Annotated in this window: 22 protein-coding genes and 1 tRNA gene; 15 read left to right on the top strand and 8 right to left on the bottom strand. The window is 42.1% G+C overall.

What is annotated here, in order from left to right:
* Window positions 1-26 precede the first annotated feature (26 nt).
* The 6 genes from V7K84_RS07135 to namA all read left to right on the top strand — a co-directional run bounded on the left by V7K84_RS07135 (window position 27) and on the right by namA (window position 5439).
* Window positions 27-491, top strand: coding sequence for a CYTH domain-containing protein (locus V7K84_RS07135; RefSeq protein ID WP_334837109.1), 465 nt, complete (start codon window positions 27-29; stop codon window positions 489-491).
* A gap of 288 nt (window positions 492-779) precedes the next feature.
* Window positions 780-1028 carry a helix-turn-helix domain-containing protein gene (locus V7K84_RS07130; protein ID WP_334837108.1) on the top strand — a complete coding sequence of 83 codons (249 nt, stop codon included), beginning with the start codon at window positions 780-782 and terminating at the stop codon, window positions 1026-1028.
* Between the two features lie 274 nt (window positions 1029-1302).
* Window positions 1303-2484 carry a hypothetical protein gene (locus tag V7K84_RS07125; protein ID WP_334837107.1) on the top strand — a complete coding sequence of 394 codons (1182 nt, stop codon included), beginning with the start codon at window positions 1303-1305 and terminating at the stop codon, window positions 2482-2484.
* An 818-nt stretch (window positions 2485-3302) separates the two neighbouring features.
* Window positions 3303-3515 (top strand): hypothetical protein, encoded by a 213-nt coding sequence (locus V7K84_RS07120; protein ID WP_334837106.1) that lies wholly within the window; start codon window positions 3303-3305, stop codon window positions 3513-3515.
* Window positions 3516-3815: 300 nt separating this feature from the next.
* The gene (locus tag V7K84_RS07115) at window positions 3816-4022 is read left to right on the top strand and encodes a hypothetical protein (RefSeq protein ID WP_334837105.1); all 207 of its coding nucleotides are present in this window, start codon (window positions 3816-3818) and stop codon (window positions 4020-4022) included.
* Between the two features lie 346 nt (window positions 4023-4368).
* Window positions 4369-5439 (top strand): NADPH dehydrogenase NamA, encoded by a 1071-nt coding sequence (namA, locus tag V7K84_RS07110; RefSeq protein ID WP_334837104.1) that lies wholly within the window; start codon window positions 4369-4371, stop codon window positions 5437-5439.
* Window positions 5440-5693: 254 nt separating this feature from the next.
* Here the strand turns inward: namA and V7K84_RS07105 are convergent, their stop codons facing one another.
* On the bottom strand, window positions 5694-7076 hold the full coding sequence (locus V7K84_RS07105) for a DUF2252 domain-containing protein (protein ID WP_334837103.1): 1383 nt from the start codon (window positions 7074-7076) through the stop codon (window positions 5694-5696).
* A 529-nt stretch (window positions 7077-7605) separates the two neighbouring features.
* On the opposite strand from V7K84_RS07105, the gene V7K84_RS07100 reads away from it, so the two are divergent.
* Window positions 7606-8286, top strand: a complete 681-nt coding sequence (locus V7K84_RS07100) for a RibD family protein (protein ID WP_334837102.1) — start codon at window positions 7606-7608, stop codon at window positions 8284-8286.
* Window positions 8287-8410: 124 nt separating this feature from the next.
* Here V7K84_RS07100 and V7K84_RS07095 read toward each other — a convergent pair whose 3' ends face one another.
* From V7K84_RS07095 to V7K84_RS07075, 5 genes are all read right to left on the bottom strand, one after another.
* The gene (locus V7K84_RS07095; RefSeq protein WP_094351513.1) at window positions 8411-8761 is read right to left on the bottom strand and encodes a histidine triad nucleotide-binding protein; all 351 of its coding nucleotides are present in this window, start codon (window positions 8759-8761) and stop codon (window positions 8411-8413) included.
* Between the two features lie 356 nt (window positions 8762-9117).
* A tRNA-Pro gene (locus tag V7K84_RS07090) sits at window positions 9118-9191 on the bottom strand.
* Window positions 9192-9241: 50 nt separating this feature from the next.
* Complete coding sequence (locus V7K84_RS07085; protein WP_334837101.1) at window positions 9242-9607, bottom strand: DUF1818 family protein; 366 nt, start codon at window positions 9605-9607, stop codon at window positions 9242-9244.
* Window positions 9608-9672: 65 nt separating this feature from the next.
* Window positions 9673-10218, bottom strand: coding sequence for a hypothetical protein (locus V7K84_RS07080; protein WP_334837423.1), 546 nt, complete (start codon window positions 10216-10218; stop codon window positions 9673-9675).
* 184 nt (window positions 10219-10402) lie between these two features.
* Complete coding sequence (locus V7K84_RS07075) at window positions 10403-10639, bottom strand: DNA-directed RNA polymerase subunit omega (protein ID WP_094351515.1); 237 nt, start codon at window positions 10637-10639, stop codon at window positions 10403-10405.
* A gap of 149 nt (window positions 10640-10788) precedes the next feature.
* On the opposite strand from V7K84_RS07075, the gene V7K84_RS07070 reads away from it, so the two are divergent.
* A complete protein-coding gene (locus V7K84_RS07070) occupies window positions 10789-11208 on the top strand; it encodes a fasciclin domain-containing protein (protein ID WP_334837100.1) in 420 nt (139 codons plus the stop codon).
* Window positions 11209-11266: 58 nt separating this feature from the next.
* Here the strand turns inward: V7K84_RS07070 and V7K84_RS07065 are convergent, their stop codons facing one another.
* Window positions 11267-12733 carry a glycoside hydrolase family 13 protein gene (locus V7K84_RS07065; RefSeq protein WP_334837099.1) on the bottom strand — a complete coding sequence of 489 codons (1467 nt, stop codon included), beginning with the start codon at window positions 12731-12733 and terminating at the stop codon, window positions 11267-11269.
* A gap of 631 nt (window positions 12734-13364) precedes the next feature.
* Between V7K84_RS07065 and V7K84_RS07060 the strand changes: the two genes are divergently transcribed.
* The 7 genes from V7K84_RS07060 (at window position 13365) to V7K84_RS07030 (ending at window position 20534) form a co-directional block, all read left to right on the top strand.
* On the top strand, window positions 13365-15092 hold the full coding sequence (locus V7K84_RS07060) for a S8 family serine peptidase (protein WP_334837098.1): 1728 nt from the start codon (window positions 13365-13367) through the stop codon (window positions 15090-15092).
* Between the two features lie 113 nt (window positions 15093-15205).
* Window positions 15206-15505, top strand: coding sequence for a hypothetical protein (locus V7K84_RS07055; RefSeq protein ID WP_334837422.1), 300 nt, complete (start codon window positions 15206-15208; stop codon window positions 15503-15505).
* 545 nt (window positions 15506-16050) lie between these two features.
* Window positions 16051-16557, top strand: coding sequence for a helix-turn-helix domain-containing protein (locus tag V7K84_RS07050; RefSeq protein ID WP_334837097.1), 507 nt, complete (start codon window positions 16051-16053; stop codon window positions 16555-16557).
* 188 nt (window positions 16558-16745) lie between these two features.
* A complete protein-coding gene (locus V7K84_RS07045; protein WP_334837096.1) occupies window positions 16746-17123 on the top strand; it encodes a transposase in 378 nt (125 codons plus the stop codon).
* A gap of 321 nt (window positions 17124-17444) precedes the next feature.
* The gene (locus V7K84_RS07040; RefSeq protein ID WP_334837095.1) at window positions 17445-18734 is read left to right on the top strand and encodes a glucose-1-phosphate adenylyltransferase; all 1290 of its coding nucleotides are present in this window, start codon (window positions 17445-17447) and stop codon (window positions 18732-18734) included.
* Window positions 18735-18884: 150 nt separating this feature from the next.
* Complete coding sequence (locus tag V7K84_RS07035) at window positions 18885-19394, top strand: AAA family ATPase (RefSeq protein WP_334837094.1); 510 nt, start codon at window positions 18885-18887, stop codon at window positions 19392-19394.
* Between the two features lie 120 nt (window positions 19395-19514).
* Complete coding sequence (locus tag V7K84_RS07030; RefSeq protein WP_334837093.1) at window positions 19515-20534, top strand: DnaJ C-terminal domain-containing protein; 1020 nt, start codon at window positions 19515-19517, stop codon at window positions 20532-20534.
* A gap of 673 nt (window positions 20535-21207) precedes the next feature.
* Here the strand turns inward: V7K84_RS07030 and dprA are convergent.
* The gene (gene dprA, locus V7K84_RS07025) at window positions 21208-22326 is read right to left on the bottom strand and encodes a DNA-processing protein DprA (protein WP_334837092.1); all 1119 of its coding nucleotides are present in this window, start codon (window positions 22324-22326) and stop codon (window positions 21208-21210) included.
* Window positions 22327-22388: the final 62 nt, after the last annotated feature.

Here is a 22388-nt window from a genome sequence, read left to right as displayed (position 1 = left end):
AAAAAGCAAATAATTTGGTAAATAAAATGGCGAAGGAAATAGAGCGTAAATATTTAGTGAGAGGAGATAGCTGGAGAGGATTAGCTGAAGGTAGTGTATATCGTCAAGGATACATTGCTACAGAAGACAAAGCAACTGTACGTATACGTATAGTAGGGGAAAAAAGTTATTTGACCATTAAAGGCCCCAATATTAAATATTCAAGATTAGAGTTTGAATATCCTATTCCTGTTAAAGATGCTCAAGAAATACTTGAGACATTATGTCAACGTCCCTTTATAGAAAAAACCAGATATAAAATAGAGTCTGGTGGTTTGATTTGGGAAATAGATGAGTTTGATGGTGTTAATAAAGGACTGATATTAGCAGAAGTTGAACTCACTGATGAAAATCAGCAAATTGAATTACCGAACTGGATTGGACAAGAAGTTTCTGATGACTCCAGATATTTCAACAGCAATTTAGTAAAATACCCTTTTTCAGAATGGTAATAGCCTGATTCTGACTCCTGAGTTCTGACTTCTGACTCCTCACTTATTCTTCAACAAATATTGATTTTAACTGCTTCTTGACAACAGGATGCTTATTTCGTTGCGTAATTGATTCCTTGGGAGTCTCATTAGGAAATACCGTATCTACTGACGTGTAATTACTTGGTTAGCAAATCAAGAAAGTATAAAAATTCTAGTATATTTTCGCCTATCAATTCAGCATTAGTCCCAATAGGATGTAGCGGAATACATATCACTCGCCAGATTAACAGGTGCGTTCTTAGCTAAATGACAATTAAGAAACCTTTGCTAATCAAGCAACCGGAAGTTGGAAAGCTCATCCGTAAACTTCGTGGCACAACTAGTCTTACCCAAGAACAGTTTGTAGCATCTTTAGGTATAACTTATTCGACGGTAAACCGTTGGGAGAAAGAACATGCCAAGCCTTCATCTCTAGCTATGCAAAAGATTGAGGGGATGTTAAAGCAGATGGGTGAGCTAGGGCAGAAAGTCTCGGTGAAGTATTTGTCGAATTAGAAAGCAGGCTCAGAGGCAAATTAATTGAAGTTACTTCCCCCCAATTAACAGGTTATCGCTACGACATAACCACAAACAACTCAATTCTAATTTTACCGATGTTTGCAGATATGCATATTTTGCGGATTACTCAACCTTTGAGTTTGAGTTTACCGTAGCCGATATTTTTTGCATTTTTGAAGACGAGTTTAGGTTAAAAACGCGCAAAAACTCCCAAAATTTTTTTCTTAATTGAGCGCCAATATTTTTCAGTCCACTTTATCGGAACTGTACAATGTTTGATTACTCTACCCCCGCTTTAGCTACATATCTTAATATTTCTTCGCCAAGAGCAGCTTGCACTAACGGCAGCAAAGTTGCAGTCATCAATACTGAAGGTATATGGGAAGTAGAAAGTAATGGGACGAAAAAACTAATCCCAAACTCTAATTACGATGCTCGTGACATTGTAGCAATTGACGGCAAAACTTATGTCTTAGCTGTTCCAACAGGACTAGTAAAAATAAAAACTGACGGAACTAGGCAAAAAATAGTTAGCAATACAGCTAATTCAAAGACACGAGTAAAATTTTTGCAAAATTGGATTATTTACCAGTCTGCAAATACTCTATCAATTTATGACAAAAACCTCAACTTTAAAGCCAAACAGAGCTATGGGGTAACTGAGGTAATGGATTTTGAGTATAAAAACGGCTATCTGTACACTAGTGGCTACCAGCAACAAAAGAGGTTAGGTATTCCCGTTCAGGTAGCTTTTCTTTACCGGATGGTTTTCGACGGAGCGAAAATATTTGCTTTGGCAAATTCAGCAGGAAATAACCAAGGTAAGCTTTGGGGCTACAATTCTGCCGCTCTTGCTCACGATATGGCAGACACAAGACTTAACCGATTACAGATTGTTGAAGACAAGCTTTATGTTCTTGGTTCAGTTTATGGGGGTAACTCAATCTACAGGTGGAATGGCAAAGACTTATTAACAAAGACTTTAATCACCACAGACAGCTATACCAATGCTGCGCAAACCCGTGATGAGACAAAGGTTTATATAGGAACTGTTAATCTGACTAATTTTACTGTCGAGCGTGGACAGCTAAGTATTCCAAGAAGGCCTACAACTGCGGGGATGGGAGACGGTGCTAGCAATTTCCCTAAAACTATTTACTCAGATGGCAGTAAAATTTTTGTGGGTTCCTCTGCTGCTTATGCGATCGCCAATAGAGATAATCAAACCTTCATGGGTAAACCCATCTCGCCTTACCGTGGAGATGCGTCTCTTTTAGTTGTCTCCAAAAACCTAATGACTCGCCACGCTTGGGTAACACCGGGAAATGGTGAAGTATTGCTATTTACTGATAAGTTTGCAGTCATCAAAACAGATAATAAAATAAATGACTTGGCTACAAATGTAGGAGCTGCCCAAACATTACCAACAAATACTTATTTCGTTAAGTTTTAATTGAGCAACTAGATTGTAGAGAATCTCGTTGCTCAATTCTTTTTTGCAGAAAACTATAAGTCAATACAGTTTAGATAAACCCAAAACCCGCATGTAGAGACGCGATTTATCGCGTCTGGAAAGATCAATTATCTACACCAATAACCCTTAAACCAAGCGTATTGAACTATAATCAAGATTAATTATTAGTTTTGTTCGTGTAGGGTTATATGCCAACAATTTAGTTTTTTATCCCAAGTCTAATACGTACTTTATATATAGGACTCATATTTGATTTTTGAACAAAATTCAGTACACTTTTTTTCCTTCTTCCCAGTCCCCAGTAAAGAGTCTCTTACCTCTACGAGTGATTCAGAAATCAAATCGGATTGCTATATCAATACAGTTCAGTTAAGGTTAAAAACTAAAACTGGCGTAGGTTGGGTTGAGGAACGAAACCCAACTTACTATTCTTCTTAACCCAAGCGTATTGCTTTATATATTAACTATAATATGCATAGCAAGCTTGTTAAGCTAAAAGTTTTGCCCTGTCTCATTTAACTCTTATTCGATGCAGAATATCTTATTTTAACCATTGAGGACAAGTATAGTTATTGTCCTTCACTTTTTTGAGAAAGTTTTCGCCACAGGCTGCATTTTATTCAAGAGTAATATCAATAAATTTTAATAGCCTCTTGTTTTTTAGCACAATCTATGTAAATCTCATAATTGCATACTACGGTAAATTGATGCATTTATCGTATTTTGCCAGGAAATTAGGTGGGTTAGCCAATAAACTCAAAAATTAGTGCCAAGTAAACTTTTTAGGAGATGTAATCGTGAGTACATATCAATCTGAGTCAGGTAATAGTTCGACTTCGCAACTGAATTTAGAGACTGATGTTCTAGTCATAAGCGGTAGCCCATCAGCAACTTGGGCAACTTGGAATGCTGCTGCTCAAGGGGTAAGAGTGATACTCGTAGATAAAGGCTACTGCGGTACCAGTGGAGCAACAGCACCTTCTAAGCTGCTAGTCAGGCAACTTTGCTGATTTCTAACCCTGGATTTGCATTTAATTTTGAGTAGACAAATTGGTAACGATCGCGCTCATCCAATCGCCTTTTTCAACGGATTATTGCCCTTTCAGGACGCGATACCATCGACACTATCCGTAATGAAAAGTTACTTAACGATGCACAAGTTAGAGATTTTCTTAACAAGCAGTATTAAGGGCGAATAGTGCCTGTATTTTAAAGATAGCGAAAGAATGAAGAATGACAATTTTGTTACTTCGTCTTTCCTAAATGAGGAGTTACTAAACTTAAAACTGAACATTCATGGAGGTCAAATCATGTTTTCTGGAAAAATTGAAAAAGAATTATTTGGTGAAGAGATTTGGTCAATTTGGCAAACGACTAAATTACCAGATCATCTACAGTTATTAGTGGATCGAGAACTAGGAAAACGCGATATCTGGGAATTGCAGTCTCAAAAGCCTGACGATCGGCCTATTTATCCAAATCTCTATGATGACTCTAGTCATTCAACAAATATTTAACAAAAGAGGTAGTTCTTGCGTAAGGCAGGATAGCGAGTCCGCGTACTCTTACAGAGAAGCAAGCTCGCAGCGTCTCGTAGAGAGCGTCGCTGGAGGAATACTGCCCTACGCAAGAACTACTGCTACACCTACGGTGGTAAATTCGGCTCTGAGAGTAAGGGTTTAAGTCTCCCAGCAAATTCAAAATTTGGTGGGAAACTATCAAGTGGTGGATCTAAATTCCCCACTGATTGCATTCTGAATTTTGACTTCTCTATTTAATTAATGCAAAATAATGCGAAATCGAATTCATGCTGCAAATCCCTGCCCGATTTATTTTACGTAGCAAGAGAAGGAATTAAGATTAATGGCACATCTATTTGAACCATTCAAGATTCGTGAAGTTGTTTTTCGCAACCGCATCGCCGTTTCACCGATGTGTCAATATTCCAGTACAAATGGATATGCTAATGATTGGCACGTTATTCATCTAGCTTCTCGCGCAGTTGGCGGTGCAGGTATAGTGTTCACAGAAGCCGCAGCTGTAGAGCCGCGTGGGCGCATTAGCCCGCAAGATTTGGGAATTTGGTCGGATTCACATATCGAAACTTTAGCTAAGACTGTGGCATTGATCCATAACTTTGGCGCCATTGCAGGTATTCAACTTGCTCATGCAGGTAGAAAAGCCAGCACAGCCAAACCGAGTAAAGGAGGGAAAACACTAGATGAATCTCAGGAAGGTTGGCGTCCCTTAGTTTCGAGTAGTGCGATCGCTTTTAGCCAAGATAGCCCAGTTCCAGAAGCCCTAAATCTTCAGGGAATTCAAGAAATTATTGAGGCCTTTGTTCAAGCAGCCAAACGTTCTCTCCAAGCTGGTTTCAAGGTAGTGGAAATCCATGCTGCCCACGGTTATCTACTGCACCAATTTCTCTCACCCCTTTCTAACCACCGTGAAGATGATTATGGTGGCAGCTTTGAAAACCGGACTCGTCTGCTTAGAGAAATAGTTCAAGCAGTCCGAGAGGTTTGGCCTCAAACACATCCACTCTGGGTACGCATTTCCGCCACCGATTGGGTAGATAATGATGGCTGGGACATTGAGCAAAGTATTGCTTTAAGCGACAAACTCAAGTCTTTAGGAGTCGATCTGATCGATACTTCATCAGGCGGGATCATACCGGGCGTTCATATCCCAATTAAACCTGGTTATCAGACTGAGTTTGCCGAACGCATCCGCCGCGAAGCTAATATTCATACAGGAGCCGTGGGTTTAATTACATCCCCTGAACAAGCTGACGAGATTATTCGTACAGAAGTCGCTGATATAGTGCTGTTAGGACGCGAACTACTCCGCAATCCTTACTGGCCGCATCTGGCAGCCAAACAACTGGGACACGATAAACTCTGGCCTGTTCAATACGATCGCGCTTGGCTGTAAGCTTTCTTTGTTCCTATGCTCTGTATATTGGTGACAACTTAAAGCAATGTCTACGACATTCTACACCTATGCCAAAATGTCAAGCTGAGTGTGGACATAAGTCTAAATAAAGTGCTTCGGTGTCTGGATTTGGGTTGATATTTAACAAGGCCCAAATCCCGAATTAAAAAAAGCATAAGTACGAAAAAAACCAAAACCTAGACTAGGTAAGATGTACATATAAGGTGAATTGATTGGAGCAATTGTTTGATGTTCTAGTAGAGTTTTACCCCTTGTTTATAAGCATCTACAAAACTCCTGTAGTCATATTCGACTTGAATTGCATAGTCCACTGCAAAGTTAAAAATTTCGTCTTTGAATACAGCTTTATTACCACTCACAATATCAGTCACTTCTTTGTCAACGCTGACAGGAATAATCGCAGCATCATAGTCTCGATCGGAGATTGCATGGTTTTTGGCAACCACCTTCCCTGCGTATCCCATCGCATCCATGAATTTTGACTTACTGGTTAACAACTTATAGTCAAAGTCCACTTGGTAGGGTGATTTTTCACGCACCATAAAGGGGATGCTACTGACAGTAGTATAGCCAACCAAGGGATCGAGATTGGATAACATCGCTTTCGTAGCGATCGTCACCCTTGCCCCTTCTTGGTTCCCGTAGACTGAACTCGGCAGCAAACCTGGAACTGCGATCGCAACTGCGCTACCGCCTTCCTGCTTCATCTCTAAAATGCGATCGTCGTCGGTTGCTGAACTTGGCCCCTCAATCAGCAAGTAATATCGGTACTTCCCAAGGCTACCAACACCTGAACCTAATTTAAGCCGAATGTCTTTGAGAGTATAGTAATTGTCGTTGTAGCGCTTACTGATAGGAATTGAGGCGATATAGCTGCTCATAGCCCCAGCAATGTCAGAATAGGTACTGCTGGATACAGGCTGGAGTTGTGAGGCTGTCTTGAAGAGGCGATTGTTACTGTTATTTAGTACTGTATACTTTTTTAAAAACTTAGAACGGCTCTTCTCTGATGCCTTTTGAATTAAATCTTTGACCACACCGTTCGTATTGCTAGATTCTAAACGGTATGACAGTTCATCATTGCTTCCCTTAAAGTCATTCATCTTATTGAAGTAAGCATCCAAGAAATTTCGCACAACATCCTCAGCATCAGTTGAGTTAAGACCATTCTCTTTAGCTACCAACAGAATGGAGATTGCCATCCGTCGCAAGTCCCAAACGTAAGGGCCAAGATAGCCTTCATCAAAGTCGGTGGTGTCAAAAACGTTGTTGTCTTTGCTATCTCTTATCGCTCCAAGATTTTGCAGATGCATATCTCCTTCTAACCAGATGGCTGAGGTTGAAGAATTTACAAATCGTGAACCTGGTAAGGTCTGCATATCACGATAAAAAATGTGAGCCGTCCCCCGATAAAAGGAGAAAAAGCTATCTTTAGCTGTCATCTTTTGCATTTTCGTTGCCAGTTCTTGAGGCAATTGAGAAGCAAAGGGATGATTATATTGGTAAATTTCATTCACCACCCAAGTTGAACGGAGAGTTGCAGCTTGAACTGGAGATGCAAATCCCAAAATTAAAATTAAGACAAATACGACGATTGCAGATATGTGTTTAGGCATGATACTTTCTTAGGCGTAAAAAACTCTTGTGTAGAGAGAATCATTCAACGAAGAGGCAGGGAGCGGAGGGGAATGACACCTGACTCCTGCCTAGTTTGCGGAGCGGAACATGTTCTTACCCTGGATTTCTCACAAGAGAGAAATCCAAAGGGTGTGGGAGGTGTGGGAGGTGTGGGAGGTGTGGGAGGATGGAGAAGAAGTCTTACCCCCCATACTCCCCACACTCCCCACACTCCCCACACTCCCCACACTCCTCTTCCCCTGAAGCCTACACTATGCGTGAGAAATCCGGGTTACGTCCCCCACTTCTTACAAGTGGTTCTCGAATTGATTGGGTCGAATCCCAATTCTTTTCTATCTCCCTTGCTCCCCGCTCCCTGCTCCCCTGCCTCTTTTTCAACAACAGTTTTTTACCACCGTTGAGCCATATTTAACAAAGTGATTTAAAGCACAATGCAACAACTATTCACTTTAAAGTATTGAAGGGCTTCAAAAAGGTAAAATTATAAAGAATCGTTACAACATAATCATGCCAGCTATCCAAACAACTTTGGTTCTTGCGATGACGGCCGATGGAAAAATTAGTGCCGTAGATCCGAAAGCGCCCCGTGAACCTAATGTAGTCGATTATGCACACCTGGAGTATCAAGTCTCCCTTGCCGATCTAATTCTGGTAGGAGCAGGGACAATTAGGGCTGAGGGGGGAACCTTTGCAATTAGCGATCGCGAACTGTTGGCAGCGCGTGAGGTTCGCGGCCAGTCTCCCCAGCCGATTACTTGTGTTGTTTCAGGTTCCCTAGACCTATCGCCGGACTTACCTTTTTTGAGTCAGGACATTGAGCGATGGATATTTACCACACGGACTGCTTTAGAGCGCAGTTCTGATACAACAACTTTGCAAAAACTGGCCGAATTAATTGATTTGGGAGATACAGACCTGGACTGGGATCGGGCCTACACCTTGATGGCAGAGCGAGGTATTCGCAAAGTCGTTGCTTTGGGAGGTGGCTCTTTAACAGCTGCTCTAGTTCAGGCAGGGCGAATTGACGATTGGTGGTTGACCATTTGGCCGGTCATTTTTGGAGGAAAGCACGCCCCTAGCCCAGTGGCAGGAGAGGGTTTTCTTCCCAATGCTGCTCCTCATCTAGAACTCATAGAAACTCGTCAGGTTGGAAGCGATTTGTTTTTACATTACCGCACAGTCAAGTGAAAACGCGCTGCCAGAATTAAGCACTATGAGCGTTGATATTAACAAGCAGGGGAGTAGGGGTACTTCCGCTCACAATTCCACTCAGCTTGTACGTTTTACCCTACCCCTTGCCTCCTGTCTCCGATCAACCAGGGGGCCAATCCAACTGCCGTCCTCCCAAAATATGCAAATGTAAGTGATGGACTGTTTGACCGCCGTCATCACCAGCATTGATGACGACTCGATAACCATTTTTTAGTCCAGCCTCTTCTGCAACACGTTTAGCAGTTAACAAAAGATGCCCCAACACAGCATGATCCTCAGATTCAGCCTCAGCTAGTGTCGCAATGGTTTTTTTGGGAATGACGAGGATGTGAACGGGCGCTTGGGGATGGATGTCTTTGAATGCCAGGGCTAAATTATCCTCGTAAACAATATCAGCGGGAATTTCCCGACGAATGATTTTGCTGAAAATCGTTTCTGTACTTTCACTCATGCCAATCTACCTACTAATCTGCTAGAGATTTTATATTAAGTCCGCCTAATTACTTATCATTGACAAAATTTGATTGTGCGGGTAATACCATTTTGGATTTGAGACTTCGGCTTACCTCGGCTCCGGTTCCATCGAGCGAAGTCGAGATGCTCGGCACAAGTCGCTCAGTCGAACGATTTTAGATTTTGGATTGTGAAACATCTATTGGATAAGTGTTTCAGTTTTCCATCTGTCGCAATCATTTTTCAAATTGGTATAACATCCCTATTTACTGTTCGGTTAGGTTTTTTCAGGAAAAAGCTATGAAAAAACCTGCTAATCTTTTAAAAAGACTAGCAGGTATGGCTTATCATCAATCGGAGCGGCGGGATTCGAACCCACGACCTCCACTACCCCAAAGTGGCGCGCTACCAAGCTGCGCTACGCCCCGGTCAGAATCCCTATCATATAGCAAAACTGTAGGATAATCAAGAGGCAATTTTAAAAAACCTTAAGCATCCCACTAGCTTGCAGTAAATCTGGAACAGCAGAACCATTCCATTTACCTTCTACACATCGCCCTGTATTCAAGATGAAGCGCAGACTGTAATCATCAGGATAGCCTTCCACTTCCATCCATAATAAATCGCTTTCGGCTTCACAAGTAATTTTTTCCTCTTCCATCAATTCAGTTGCGAGTTGCTTCATGGTGTCTGCTAGCTGTGCTAGTAGACGACAAAAATCATTTAACTCGGCTTCGGTTAACTCAATTGCCCAATCATCTGTACCAACTAAACCTTTAAATTCGGGTGTATCGGGGTTCCAGCCAATACGCCAACCCGATCCGGTTTTGACAACGCGTTCCATAGTTTAGTTTTTTAAACGCAGAGGTACACAGAGGTTTAACGCAGAGGGGCGCAAAGGAAATTTTATCATTTTAGTAGTTCGGCACCTCCTCGTTGCGGTGGCTGTGGGGTAGTTGATGTAGTTGGACTGGGCGCGGTGTTGGAGTTAGGGGTTACGGTGTTTTGGGAAGTAGGATTAAATATATTGACTAAGACTTGTACTAGGGCATCTCGTTGGCTGCGGGTGAGACTTTTTATAGCTTTGCGATCGCCTTCTATCGGATTTTTCTGTAGTGCATCATTTCCTGGATAGGTAGTATCATACATAATTTCGTTCGCACCCAGGTAATCAGCTAAAGTCAGCTTCCAATCTAAGCGATAAATGGGGGCACGCCCTTTGGTATAAATGTGATATCTAATTAGGCGATTTGCTAAGGTGTTGCTTTCGGCAACTTTCCCATTTTCTTTGCTGATATACTTATTTTCCCGTGGAAAATCTGGCAATTGCTGATACACTAGCTGCCAAACATCGCTAGGGGTGATTCTCTGGGCAGAAGCAGGTTGGATAGTAAATAAATTTCTATGTATTGATTTATCCGCGCCTGAACCCAAAACAATTACACCTATTACCATTAAGGTAAGGAGTAGTGGTGTTAGGGGATAGCTCAGATTGAGCCAGTGCTTAGTTGCGAGTTTTGAGAAAATTGATTTAAACAGAAATTTTGTCTTTTTCATAGAACAATATTTTGGGCGTTGCTGAGTGAAAATATGAATTTGCCTGATTCAGAATTCAGAACTTCCCACTCAGCACTCAATCTTATAGTTCGCCGATAATTTCTGGTTGAGTCAATTCATCGGACATTTCGATTATTGCTCTTAGCACTGGCTTCATCATCGCATCTTCGTTACTTTCAAAGTCTTCGTAACGCCGACGTTTAGCACGATTTGCCACCTGAACCGTAATGCGGTACCGATTTGAGGCTGCACTAATCAGATCCTCAGCACGGTGCATAATCTGAGATTGAGTTGTCTCGAACTTAGAACGCTTTAGCATAATCAGTGGTTCTTGGGGTCATTCTCCAGTGTAACAGTACTAAATCAGTCTACTGCTGTCTGTTAAATCGCCAGCAACCTCTCTATTGATAGAGGCTAAGATATTTTAGTCACTTTATAAGTAACTTGTAGTATTAAATAACGCACCTCATGGCTGACCTTGTGGAAACTGCGATCGCAGCAGGTAATTTCAATACCCTAATAGAGGCTGCTAAAGCTGTAAATTTCATAGAAACTTTGAAAAGCCCTGGTTCTTTCACGCTCTTTGCACCAACTGACGAAGCTTTTGCCAATCTGCCAGAGGGAACTTTAGACTCGCTACTACAAGATATCCCCAAGCTCCAGAAAATTGTGGCATATCATATCGCTAGTGGGGATGTTAGGTCTGATGATTTGGTACAGATTAACGAGGCAGAGACGCTTGAAGGGTCAATTGTCGCCATTGAATCTGCCGACGGTAAATTTAAGGTAAATAACGCCAATGTCATCAAAACAGATATTCTGGCAGACAATGGCGTGATCCATATTATTGATGCGGTGTTGATGCCTGCAATGGTGGCGGGGAAGTAAGGCAGAGGGGCAGAGGGGCAGAGGGGAAAGACTTACTGCAAGTTCTCCCCTGCTCCCCTCATTCCCCTACTCCCAGGATGCACCCACTCCGTGTGGGAACAGTCAATGACAACTGCTGAGTTTCTCCTTCAGCATTCCACTCAACTTCAGCAGTGCCATATAAAAGTTTGTTGGGTTGAGTACGCAGAGTGGGGACATCTGCATTCGCTGTTGCCGAACTTGTACCAGCGTTGATGGCAATTATTAATTCCTCTGTCCCCAAAGTTCGCGCAAAGATATAAAGTTGCCCTTGAGCATGGAGGACTTGGTAATCACCTGTACGCAAGGCTGGGTAAGTATGCCGGAGGGCAATTAACTGGCGGTGAGTATTGAAAATTTCTTGATTCCACTTAGTCTCTAGAGGAAAACCACGACGTGAGTCTGGGTCTATTCCTCCAGGTAAGCCAACTTCGTCACCATAGTATATGCTGGCAGCACCGGGAAAGGTGAGTAGCAATAAAGTTGACAATTCTATACTGGCTATATCACCGCCTGCAATGGTCATTAATCGGGCTGTATCGTGACTTGCAAGCAAATTGAGTTGAGTTAGCTGAATTTCCCAAGGGTAGAGTTGCAGTACTTCTTGGATTTTGGTGGCGTACTCGGCAGCAAATAAGGGTGGGTAGGGTTGATAGTCGCGGCTTTGGACTTGTTCTAAGACTACGCGATCGCCTGCTGCAAAGGCAATTGTTGGCCCAGCAAATAGATAATTCATCACGCCGTCAAATTGCGTCCCATCCAACCACTGACGGGAATCTCCCCAGACTTCGCCCACAATATAAGCTTCGGGATTGATGGCTTTGACGCGATCGCGAAATTCCTGCCAAAAACCAGGAGTTTTGATTTCAAATGGTACATCCAATCGCCAACCGTCGATGCCGAATTTAATCCAATATTCGGCAATTTCCATAATGTATTCTCGTACTTCTGGATTGTCGTGGTTAAATTCTGGTAAGGCGCGATTTCCCGCCCAACCCACGTAGTTGGCAGGGAAGTCCCCATTATATGCTGAAAGGGGCCAGCCTTCTATTTTGAACCAATTTACCCAAGGTGAATGAGGGCCATTTTCTAAAACGTCGTGGAAAAAGAAAAAGCCCCGGCTGGAATGGTTAAACACCCCATCCAGAACAACTTTGATATTCCGTTGATGGGCTGCATCGAGCAATTCTTTAAAAGCTTCGTTGCCGCCTAACATCGGGTCAACTTGATAATAATCGTGGGTATGATAGCGGTGATTGCTGGCGGATTGAAAAATGGGTGTGAAGTAAATCGCGTTAATCCCTAAATTCTGAATGTAGTCTAAATCCTCCATAATGCCCCATAAATCGCCACCTTTATAGCCTTGGAGTGTTGGCATAGAGTCCCAATCTTCCCAACGGGCTTCTTGCAATAACCGTTTGCGCGGCTGTTTGCTTCTGGCAAAACGATCTGGGAAAATTTGGTAGAAAATAGCGTGCTTCACCCAGTCTGGTGTTTGAATTTGCATGAATAACTTTTTGTATGTTTAGAAGCGATCGTTGCAAATATTAGCTTCTTTATGGCTCTTACTTATGATAGAGAATCTGTCATTTGTCAGTATTCATTAGTGATTTAGCCTTTTCCATGCTTTCTTATACACAAATGTTATCAGTCTTAACTATTTTGTTTTAGTTTTTAACAGGTCAACTAGATAGACTTGTCACTGATTGCATTCTGATTCCTGAATACTTTTTTAAGAAATTTATTTATTACTTAATTATTCTTAATTTTATTTTGCTCACTTTGTCCGTAATTATTTCGGCAGACAATGGATTAGTTTAATAGCTTCATAAAAATTACCTGTTACCTCAGATTTCGGTAATTCTTAGATGCAACCGATCAAAGATGTCTCAGGAACGACAGAAAATCACTATGAGGGATACGTAATTCCAGAATATGAGTTATGAATTAGCAATTGTTTTAGGAATAACTCTTACCTCCTAAGCTTATTTGATGTTATCTATAAAATAAATAGATAACTATAGTCGCATCAAATAATTGAAGCGAAAAAACTACATAGTCTGCGTTAATCCTAGAGCGACTTATCCTGCTAGAACCACTACTTTGTTCACGGTAACTCAATTTAATTTAAGGTAAAAATGAGACACGAAAAACTTTCTCCTGGACTACTTTTGGCATATCAAGACTATCAAAATGAAGGAGATCGAGCTTTAGTTACACACAAGCGATCGCTAGGCATCATTGCTCACAAAAGCCCGGTCAAGCCCACTAAAAGCGTCGTTTTTATTTACTGCGACCCTGATGCAGACTTAAGTTATTTATCACAATATAATATTGAAGTCAATCAAAACTCTGGGAGTGTGCGGACAGCTTTCTTACCCATAGAGAGTTTAGATGTCTTATCTGAAGAAGATGTGATTCAGCGGATTAAGCCATCACGCAAACTTCATTTGAGGATGGATACTGCAATGGGCACAGTCAAACTGCCGGAATTTAAGAATCAAACCGGATTGACTGGTAAAGGAGTAATCATCGGCATTATAGACAGTGGCATCGATCCGAAACACCCCGCCTTTGCTGGACGAATTTTACACATTTGGGATCAAACATTGCCAGGGCCAGGAGTCACCGAGGGCGGCTATGGAGCTGAATTTAGCGGAGCGCAACTGACAGTTTCTCAGGATACTGGCGGTCATGGTACTCACGTCGCTGGCATTGCTGCTGGTGCCGATGCGAGTTATGGCGGTGTCGCACCAGAAGCAGAATTAGTTGTCGTCAGGTCTGATTTACAAGATGCCCACATTGCAGATGGCGTGCGTTATATTTTCCGAGTTGCTAGGGAGTTGGGACGCCCAGCAGTGGTAAATCTCAGCTTGGGCGGACACGCTGATGCCCATGATGGTAGCGATTCTTTATCCAAAGTTATCGATGCCGAAACTGGCCCTGGAAGAATAGTTTGCTGTGCTGCGGGTAACGAAGGAAACGATAACATTCATGGACAAGCAACCATACCCAGTGGACGCACTCGTGGTATGCGCTTCAACGTTCCTTTGAATCAAGTAGGCATAGTTTGGTTAAACGCTTGGTATGCCAAAGATAGCGAATTAGAAGTATCTGTGCGGAGTCCTAACGGTTTTGTCACCCCCTTTCAAAAAATCATTACTAAAGGTAATGCCGCCCAAGATTACCAATTACCAGATGCACGGGTACAATTAGCGACACCAGCGCCAGACCAAGCTAACGGCGACCATAATTTCTTTGTGCAAATACGCGGTATCGGCCCCTCGCAAGTTATGGGAGGTGTTTGGCAGCTGCGAGTCCGCAACACTTCTTCAACTGACACATGTTTAAATGTGTGGACACTAGATGATACTTCGTCAGTGTTTTTCACTGGTAAAAGTGTGAAAGATGCGTTAAAAATTGGTTCGCCGGGAGCCGCCAGCAGTGCAATTACAGTTGCTGCCTATACTACTAAAACCAAGTACACAGATATTGATGGCCAAGTGCGAGAAATGGGCTTAGAATTGGATACTATTTCGGAATTTAGTAGTGAAGGACCTCTACGCACTGATGGGAAGAAGCCGGATGTAGCAGCACCAGGAGCAATGATTATTTCCACACTTTCCGCCGATGCTAATTTTGACCGTTCATCGATGATTAATTCCAAGTTTGTGGTGCAGGCTGGAACGAGTATGGCGACACCGTTTATAAGCGGGTTAGTAGCACTACTGTTGCAGCGAGATCCTCAACTCGATCCGGCTGCTGTGAAAGACTTGCTACGTAAAAATAGTGCAATTCCCGGAAAACCCGCAGGCACATTTGATGATAAATGGGGTTATGGAGTGATTAATGCAGCTAATCTGTAATTAGACTGAGAAAGGTGGATATTATTTCTGTACAAGGATAGGTAACAACAACCTATAAATTTGATAAATTAGGGTAGGCATAAATGTCTGCCCTCTTTACCAAGGAATTGCTGATGAATTATCAGAAACTAGATGCCGCTCTTGCTACAGCGCTAAATGATATTCAAGATTCAGAAGAAACTAGTTTGGCAGTTTTTATCCATACCGAACCAATTTTAAACTCTGCTGCAACTACTGTTTTAGAAAGCTTTGGTGTCAGTGGTGTTAGCAGTGGCAAAGATATTTTCACGGCAACACTTTCACCAAATGCCATTTCCCAGTTATCAGAGGAACCTTGGGTGAAGTATTTGAAGCGATCGCAGCAATTAGGTTTGGTTAATAGGAGAATAAATACACCCAAGTTGGGCGTTTAATGAGTAAATAAGAGCGATCGCATTTCTCAACCAAGAATCTGTGTTCTTTAAAGCCAATGAATTTAGACTAAATTTGCTTTTTTAGTTAGAGTTAAGAATTAATATTAATATTTTCTATATAATCGTCTTGATACAAAGCGGTTATTACCGTTTTATTATATAAAATATTTCTAAGTAACAAAAAAGACTTACACTTACCAATAGTAGTTTTACTTGTACTATTGGTAAGCATAATTTGTAATTACTATACTCCAAGCGTTTCATTGATTTGGAAAGCGTGGTTTATTTATGCCTAGTTATAGATCCCCGACTTCTTCAAGAAGTCGGGGATCTAAACACCCTTGAATAGTCAAAATCAGACTTTGTGGACTACTAGCAGGAATAACAAAGTTCAGCAGTCAGTGGTTTAACAATCAACATCAGAGGTTTTATCTGTGAAACGTCTAATTCAATTTCCCTTAGAAGACGGTAGCTACATCTTATACCAATTTGAAAAAAGAATGCGACAAATGGTAAATGTATAGAAGCAGCATTTAGGTGGTGTGATGGCAGGTATAACCCGGATAGAGATCAAAGAGAGTGCAGAGGAACTAGAGGCACTGCTACGTCAACAGCGTAATGCACGACTCAAAGAGCGCGTACAAGCGCTTTATATGATAAAAGATCAAGAAACGAGCGTGTGTGCGATCGCTAAAATACTAGGAAAGCATCGAAGCACAGTACAAAGGTGGTTGGCAGAGTATCGTGAAACTGGAATCGAGACTATGCTTGAATTTGGTGTAAGTCCAGGTCGAACAAGAGTAATACCAAATTGGGCAGTTGAAAGTCTCAAGAAACAATTAGAACAGCCAGAAATTGGTTTTGCAGGGTATAAACAAATTCAGCATTGGCTTGGTACTATCTTAGGAGTAGAAGCTGAATACGCCACGGTACATCATTTAGTACGTTATCAACTCAAAGCAAAACTAAAGGTTCCACGTCCTCGTAATCGTAAACAAGATACACAAAAACTTGAAGCTTTTAAAAAAACCTTGGTGATGACTTACAACTGATTTCCCAATACGCGGCTATTGTATTACCAACTTATAAAAACATCCGTTATTTTGTACAGGATGAAAGTCGGTTTGGTCTCAAAACAATTGATGTTGAAGAATTACCCTTAAAGGCGTTAAGCCGACTGGTGACTGGCAGTGGCAATTTAAAGCATTCTGGCTTTATGGGGCAGTTGAGCCTCTGACTGGTGAAAGTTTTTTTTTGGCAATTCTCTCATGTTGATACTGAATGTTATCAACAATTTTTAAACGAATTTGCCGCTTGTAATCATGATAGTCTCAATATTCTTCAAGTTGACAATGGGTTATTCCATAAAGCCAAGAAGTTGCAAATTCCAGAAAATATTATTTTATTGTTTCAACCACCTCATTCCCCAGAACTGAACCCTATAGAACGAGTTTGGGAACATCTTAAACAGGATTTGAAGTGGGAGTTATTCGATAATCTAGAACATTTGCGAACTAAGGTTGCTGAACTTCTTGCTCAACTAACTTCTCAAGTGGCTGCTTCTCTGACTGGCTATGATTTCATTTTGAATGCCCTATCTGTCGCAAACATTTTTTGAATTGGTATAATTAATATTTTAGAAACATAACTCAATTTTTCTATTGCACAAATTTAGGCTTGACACGTTACTACGTATCTGTTTAGCAATCTCAACAGAGATTCAGTAATTCGGTATGTGAGGGATGGTCTAGCGATCGCCTCCCCATTCTTCATCCCAATTAATACAAATGTTCTATCTTTCTACTTATCAGCCGCACCATTCATACAATACCAACATTCTCTAAAATTCATCCCAAAGAATCAGACGATCCCCCTTACCTGTGGTGGCAGACAGTCCTAAACTGAAGATGAGAGTTGAAAGGCAGTCGGGAGAAATTTTGTGAAGAAAGTATTATCAATCATTCTTGGTGGTGGCGCGGGTACTCGACTTTACCCGCTAACCAAACTCCGCGCTAAACCAGCAGTACCAGTAGCAGGGAAGTATCGCCTAATCGATATCCCTGTTAGTAACTGCATAAATTCCGAAATATTCAAAATCTACGTCCTGACACAATTCAACTCAGCTTCCCTGAATCGTCACATCGCCCGTACCTATAACTTTACTGGTTTCAATGAAGGGTTTGTAGAAGTGCTAGCTGCACAACAAACACCAGAAAACCCTAACTGGTTCCAAGGTACAGCCGATGCTGTACGTCAGTACCTGTGGTTAATGGAAGAATGGAATGCAGACGAATATCTAATTCTCTCAGGCGATCACCTCTACCGCATGGATTATCGCCAGTTTATCCAGCGCCATAGAGAAACGGGGGCTGATATTACTCTCTCAGTCATCCCCATTGATGAGCGCCGCGCCTCAGATTTTGGCTTGATGAAAATCGATGATTCTGGTAGGATAATCGATTTTAGCGAAAAACCCAAAGGTGAAGCGTTAATCAAAATGCGTGTTGATACAAGCGTACTGGGATTATCAAAAGAACAAGCCCAAGAGCAGCCTTACATCGCTTCAATGGGGATTTATGTCTTTAAAAAAGAGGTTTTGTTCAAGTTATTGAGAGAAGGTACAGAAAGGACTGATTTCGGCAAAGAAATTATTCCTGATGCCTCTAAAGATTACAACGTTCAAGCTTATCTTTTTGATGACTACTGGGAAGATATTGGAACAATCGAAGCATTTTATCATGCCAATTTAGCCCTAACTCAGCAGCCTCAGCCACCCTTTAGTTTCTACGATGAAAAAGCGCCAATTTATACCCGTGCTCGCTACTTACCTCCAAGTAAACTTTTAGATTGCCAGGTAACAGAATCAATGATCGGCGAAGGTTGTATTTTGAAAAATTGCCGCATTCAACATTCAGTGTTGGGAGTGCGATCGCGAATTGAATCTGGTTGTGTCATCGAAGATTCCCTACTCATGGGTGCAGATTTTTATCAAGCTTTTGTAGAACGTCAATGTAATGTAGAAAAAGGTGACATTCCTGTAGGTATTGGTACTGACTCGATTATTCGCGGTGCCATCATTGATAAAAACGCCAGTATCGGGCACGATGTCAAAATCATCAATAAAGATAACGTGCAAGAAGCTGACCGAGAAAGTCAAGGTTTTTATATCCGTAGTGGCATCGTTGTCGTGATGAAAAATGCTGTAATTCCTGATGGAACCATCATTTAATAGTTAGTCATTAGTCATTAGTCATTAGTCATTAGTCATTAGTCATTAGTCACTTGTACTGAGTTTCGACTGCGCTCAACTACCGCGAAGCCGAAGTATTAGTCATTGGTTAATAGTTACAAGCAACAAAAGACAAAGGACAAAGGACTAATGACTAAACTAATTTTACTGATTGGTCTTCCAGGTAGTGGAAAGTCAACTTTGGCAAAACAATTACTGACACAATTCCCCCCAATGGCGTTAATTTCTACCGATGCCATTCGGGGGAAATTGTTCGGTTCCCAAGCCGTTCAAGGGTCGTGGCTACTGATTTGGCACGAAATTGAGCGGCAATTTCAGCAAGCTATTTCCACAACTAATACAGCTATTTTTGATGCCACCAATGCCCAGCGCCGCCATCGTCGTGAAGTCATTGCTTTAGCCCGTAACTTGGGCTTTAACGACATTAGGGGAATTTGGGTGGATACACCAGTTTGGCTGTGTTTGGCACGAAATAAAAGGCGATCGCGCCAAGTTCCAGAAGAAATTATTTTGCGGATGCATCGTCAACTCCGGGATGCTCCCCCAAGTCGGGAAGAAGGATTAGACAGCCTCAGCCGCTTATCAGAAAAATCGGAGTACGGGAATTGCGATTCCTTGGTGAGCGAGAACCACACTTGATTTTCTATATTTTTTGTTAATTTGAAATCATATTCTTTTTGTTTGGCACTATACCAGGCAAATTAAACATCTCTCTTCTTCAAAAAAAACATAACGGGAATTTCTATAGGAGGCTGGTAGATGGCTGCAACCGACTTCAAAGACTATTACGCTATTTTGGGAGTCAGCAAGACTGCCAGTTCGGAGGAAATTAAACAAGCCTTTCGTAAACTAGCCCGGAAATACCATCCTGATGTCAACCCAAACAACAAACAGGCAGAGGCACGCTTCAAAGAAGTTAGCGAAGCCTACGAAGTTGTGTCAGATCCAGATAAACGCAAAAAGTACGACCAATTCGGTCAATATTGGAAACAAGCTGGTGAAGGTTTCCCATCTGGCGGCGCTGCTCCCGATATGGGTAACTTTGACTTCAGTCAATATGGCAATTTTGATGAGTTCATTAATGAGTTGCTAGGACGCTTTGGTGGTCCTCCCCCTCGTGGTGCGGGTACGGGGCGCCAAAGTCAGGCACGAAGTCACTCTTACCGCACTTCTCCGGGTACCTCAACCCATTTTAGCAGCAGCTTTAACGATTTTGGGTTTCAAGATGGAGGTGCGGCTGGTACCCAGGATAGTGAAGCTGCGATCGCTCTAACTTTTGCTGAAGCATTTAATGGTGTGAAAAAGCGCTTCAGTTTAGGTAATGAAACAATAGATGTCAACATCCCATCTGGGGCTAAAACTGGTACTCGCCTACGGGTGCGGGGCAAAGGTCAAATTAACCCCATGACTCAACAACGGGGAGATTTATACTTAAAAGTTGAACTTCAGCCGCACACCTTCTTCCAAATGGAAGGCGATAACTTGGTATGCGAAGTGCCAATCACACCAGATGAAGCGACTCTGGGAGCGTCTATTGATGTACCCACTCCCGATGGTTCAGTGAATGTCAAACTACCAGCAGGAGTGCGTTCTGGTCAATCTCTACGTTTACGTGGCAAAGGTTGGCCCCTCCCCAAAGGTGGACGCGGCGATCAGTTGGTGAAAGTGGCGATCGTTCCACCAAAAGACCTCAGCCAACAAGAGCGGGAATATTATGAAAAAATCCGGGCTATACGTACTTATAATCCCCGTAGTCATTTGAACCAATTCAAGCTTTAATAAGCAAAAAAAGAATCGCCATAATTAAAATCTCGTCATTACCCACATTTTGGTAACAGTCAAAGTGTTATGCGAAACCACATCCTGTCTAGAACTTAAGTTCTGCGGCTCAGAGCTACCGTTCACTCAACTGGACTCAATCGTGTTCGGGTGAGTGTTTAACCGAACTTCAGATCAATTGTTGTTTAGTCCAGTTAAGAGAACTTGAACTATTCGCCTTGGAATTGTATTTCGAGGCACAATAGTTCTACTTGGTATTCAAAAGCCCACTGATTCCTTATTTTAAGTAGTTCGATTTTATATAAAAATTGTATTTTTATATTGCCAGAAATCTGGTGATTAAATTGCTAAAAACAAAGCTAAATGACATCCTCACCGCCGTGAACGGTCGGGGAAGAAGGAGTAATGAGTAATAAGTAATAAGTAATGAGTAAATACCCGTTTTTCATCCACTCATTACTCATTACTCCTTACTCATTACTTTAAAGCCGTGCTGGAAGCACAGGGTTTTAGACCCATTTTTCGGATAATGTTGTTAGGGACTTGCATGAAAATAAAGTACCAATAAACCGAGTTTCGACTGCGCTCAACTCTCGACATTTGGGGGTTGAGCGCAGTCGAAACCCGCCTGGTTGGGACACTATTAACCCGCAGATCCCTTATCTTTTAATTCTTAAATTTTTTGATACCGCATACCTGGTAGTTGCGAAATAAAACCCATAAGTTCCAACTGTAACAAAGCACCGGAAACTGAGCCAGCAGCCATACCGGTTTGTTGGACAATAAAATCAAAGGGTAAAGCATCACTTGCGATCGCATTCATTACCCTTTGCAATTCTGGTGATAAAGTTGGTAAACTTAACTGTTCTGGTGCTGTAGAAGCCTCAATTGCATCAATTTGTGGTATTGCTCCTAGCATTGTTAACAGTTCGTCTAGTTCTTTAAGAATGAAAGAAGCTCCCTGACTCAGTAACTTTAAGCACCCTTGGGATGGATAATCGTCTAGTCTTCCAGGTAATGCATAGACATCTCTACCAAATTCATTTGCGTAGGTAGCAGTAATTAACGCACCAGATTTTAAAGGCGCTTCCATTACGAGAATGGCGCGGCTTAAACCTGCAATAATGCGGTTGCGACGGGGAAAGTGAGTCCGATCGGGTGGGGTTTTTGTGGGGTACTCACTTACAACTAGCCCAGCCGTCAAAATTTGCTTGTACAAATCCCGATTTTTATGCGGATAGATGACATCTACACCAGTTCCCAAAACTGCGATCGTTCGTCCACCTGCTTTCATCGCGGCGATGTGGCTTTCGGTGTCAATTCCCTCTGCCATACCAGAAACGACTGTAAAGCCATTTTTAGCCAAAGCTGTACTAATTTGGCGAGTCCAACGGATACCATATTCTGAAGGTTGGCGGGTTCCGACAATCCCAACCATTGGTTTCTGTCCGAGATTTTCTTGGAGTTCGACTTCACCGCGATAGTACAAAATTGGCGGTGGACTGGGAGTTTCTAGCAGTAAACGGGGATAATCTGCATCTGCTGGCGTCCAGAAATGAGAATTTTCCTGCTGGTGCTTGGTGAAGAGTTGTTCTGGGTGCAAACGCGATCGCTGTTGTACTACTTTTTCTAGTGTCTGAAAACCAAAACCCTCTACTTCTCCTAACTGTACCTTAGTAGCGTTCCAAGCTGTTGCCAGCGTGCCAAAATGCTGTTGCAGCCGTCGCAGTAATACTGGCCCAATTCCCGAAATTTGCGCCCAAGCTAGCCAATATGCGCCTTCTTCTACCACCGTTCTATCCTCACGCCTACTGGATTGAGTATTCCCAAATTCGGGTTCGCTGTTGATGGAGT

Source organism: Nostoc sp. (genome assembly GCF_036917315.1).
GTDB lineage: Bacteria > Cyanobacteriota > Cyanobacteriia > Cyanobacteriales > Nostocaceae > Nostoc.
The sequence above is the reverse complement of the archived record's forward strand: the minus strand, read 5'-3'. Positions and strand labels throughout refer to the sequence as shown.

Bases quoted from the DNA above. Each gene is read 5' to 3' on its own strand.
- V7K84_RS07135 (WP_334837109.1), top strand. From the start codon at position 27: ATGGCGAAGGAAATAGAGCGTAAATATTTAGTGAGAGGAGATAGCTGG.
- V7K84_RS07130 (WP_334837108.1), top strand. From the start codon at position 780: ATGACAATTAAGAAACCTTTGCTAATCAAGCAACCGGAAGTTGGAAAG.
- V7K84_RS07125 (WP_334837107.1), top strand. From the start codon at position 1,303: ATGTTTGATTACTCTACCCCCGCTTTAGCTACATATCTTAATATTTCT.
- V7K84_RS07115 (WP_334837105.1), top strand. From the start codon at position 3,816: ATGTTTTCTGGAAAAATTGAAAAAGAATTATTTGGTGAAGAGATTTGG.
- namA (WP_334837104.1), top strand. From the start codon at position 4,369: ATGGCACATCTATTTGAACCATTCAAGATTCGTGAAGTTGTTTTTCGC.
- V7K84_RS07105 (WP_334837103.1), bottom strand. From the start codon at position 7,076: ATGCCTAAACACATATCTGCAATCGTCGTATTTGTCTTAATTTTAATT.
- V7K84_RS07100 (WP_334837102.1), top strand. From the start codon at position 7,606: ATGCCAGCTATCCAAACAACTTTGGTTCTTGCGATGACGGCCGATGGA.
- V7K84_RS07095 (WP_094351513.1), bottom strand. From the start codon at position 8,761: ATGAGTGAAAGTACAGAAACGATTTTCAGCAAAATCATTCGTCGGGAA.
- V7K84_RS07085 (WP_334837101.1), bottom strand. From the start codon at position 9,607: ATGGAACGCGTTGTCAAAACCGGATCGGGTTGGCGTATTGGCTGGAAC.
- V7K84_RS07080 (WP_334837423.1), bottom strand. From the start codon at position 10,218: ATGGTAATAGGTGTAATTGTTTTGGGTTCAGGCGCGGATAAATCAATA.
- V7K84_RS07075 (WP_094351515.1), bottom strand. From the start codon at position 10,639: ATGCTAAAGCGTTCTAAGTTCGAGACAACTCAATCTCAGATTATGCAC.
- V7K84_RS07070 (WP_334837100.1), top strand. From the start codon at position 10,789: ATGGCTGACCTTGTGGAAACTGCGATCGCAGCAGGTAATTTCAATACC.
- V7K84_RS07065 (WP_334837099.1), bottom strand. From the start codon at position 12,733: ATGCAAATTCAAACACCAGACTGGGTGAAGCACGCTATTTTCTACCAA.
- V7K84_RS07060 (WP_334837098.1), top strand. From the start codon at position 13,365: ATGAGACACGAAAAACTTTCTCCTGGACTACTTTTGGCATATCAAGAC.
- V7K84_RS07055 (WP_334837422.1), top strand. From the start codon at position 15,206: ATGAATTATCAGAAACTAGATGCCGCTCTTGCTACAGCGCTAAATGAT.
- V7K84_RS07050 (WP_334837097.1), top strand. From the start codon at position 16,051: ATGGCAGGTATAACCCGGATAGAGATCAAAGAGAGTGCAGAGGAACTA.
- V7K84_RS07035 (WP_334837094.1), top strand. From the start codon at position 18,885: ATGACTAAACTAATTTTACTGATTGGTCTTCCAGGTAGTGGAAAGTCA.
- V7K84_RS07030 (WP_334837093.1), top strand. From the start codon at position 19,515: ATGGCTGCAACCGACTTCAAAGACTATTACGCTATTTTGGGAGTCAGC.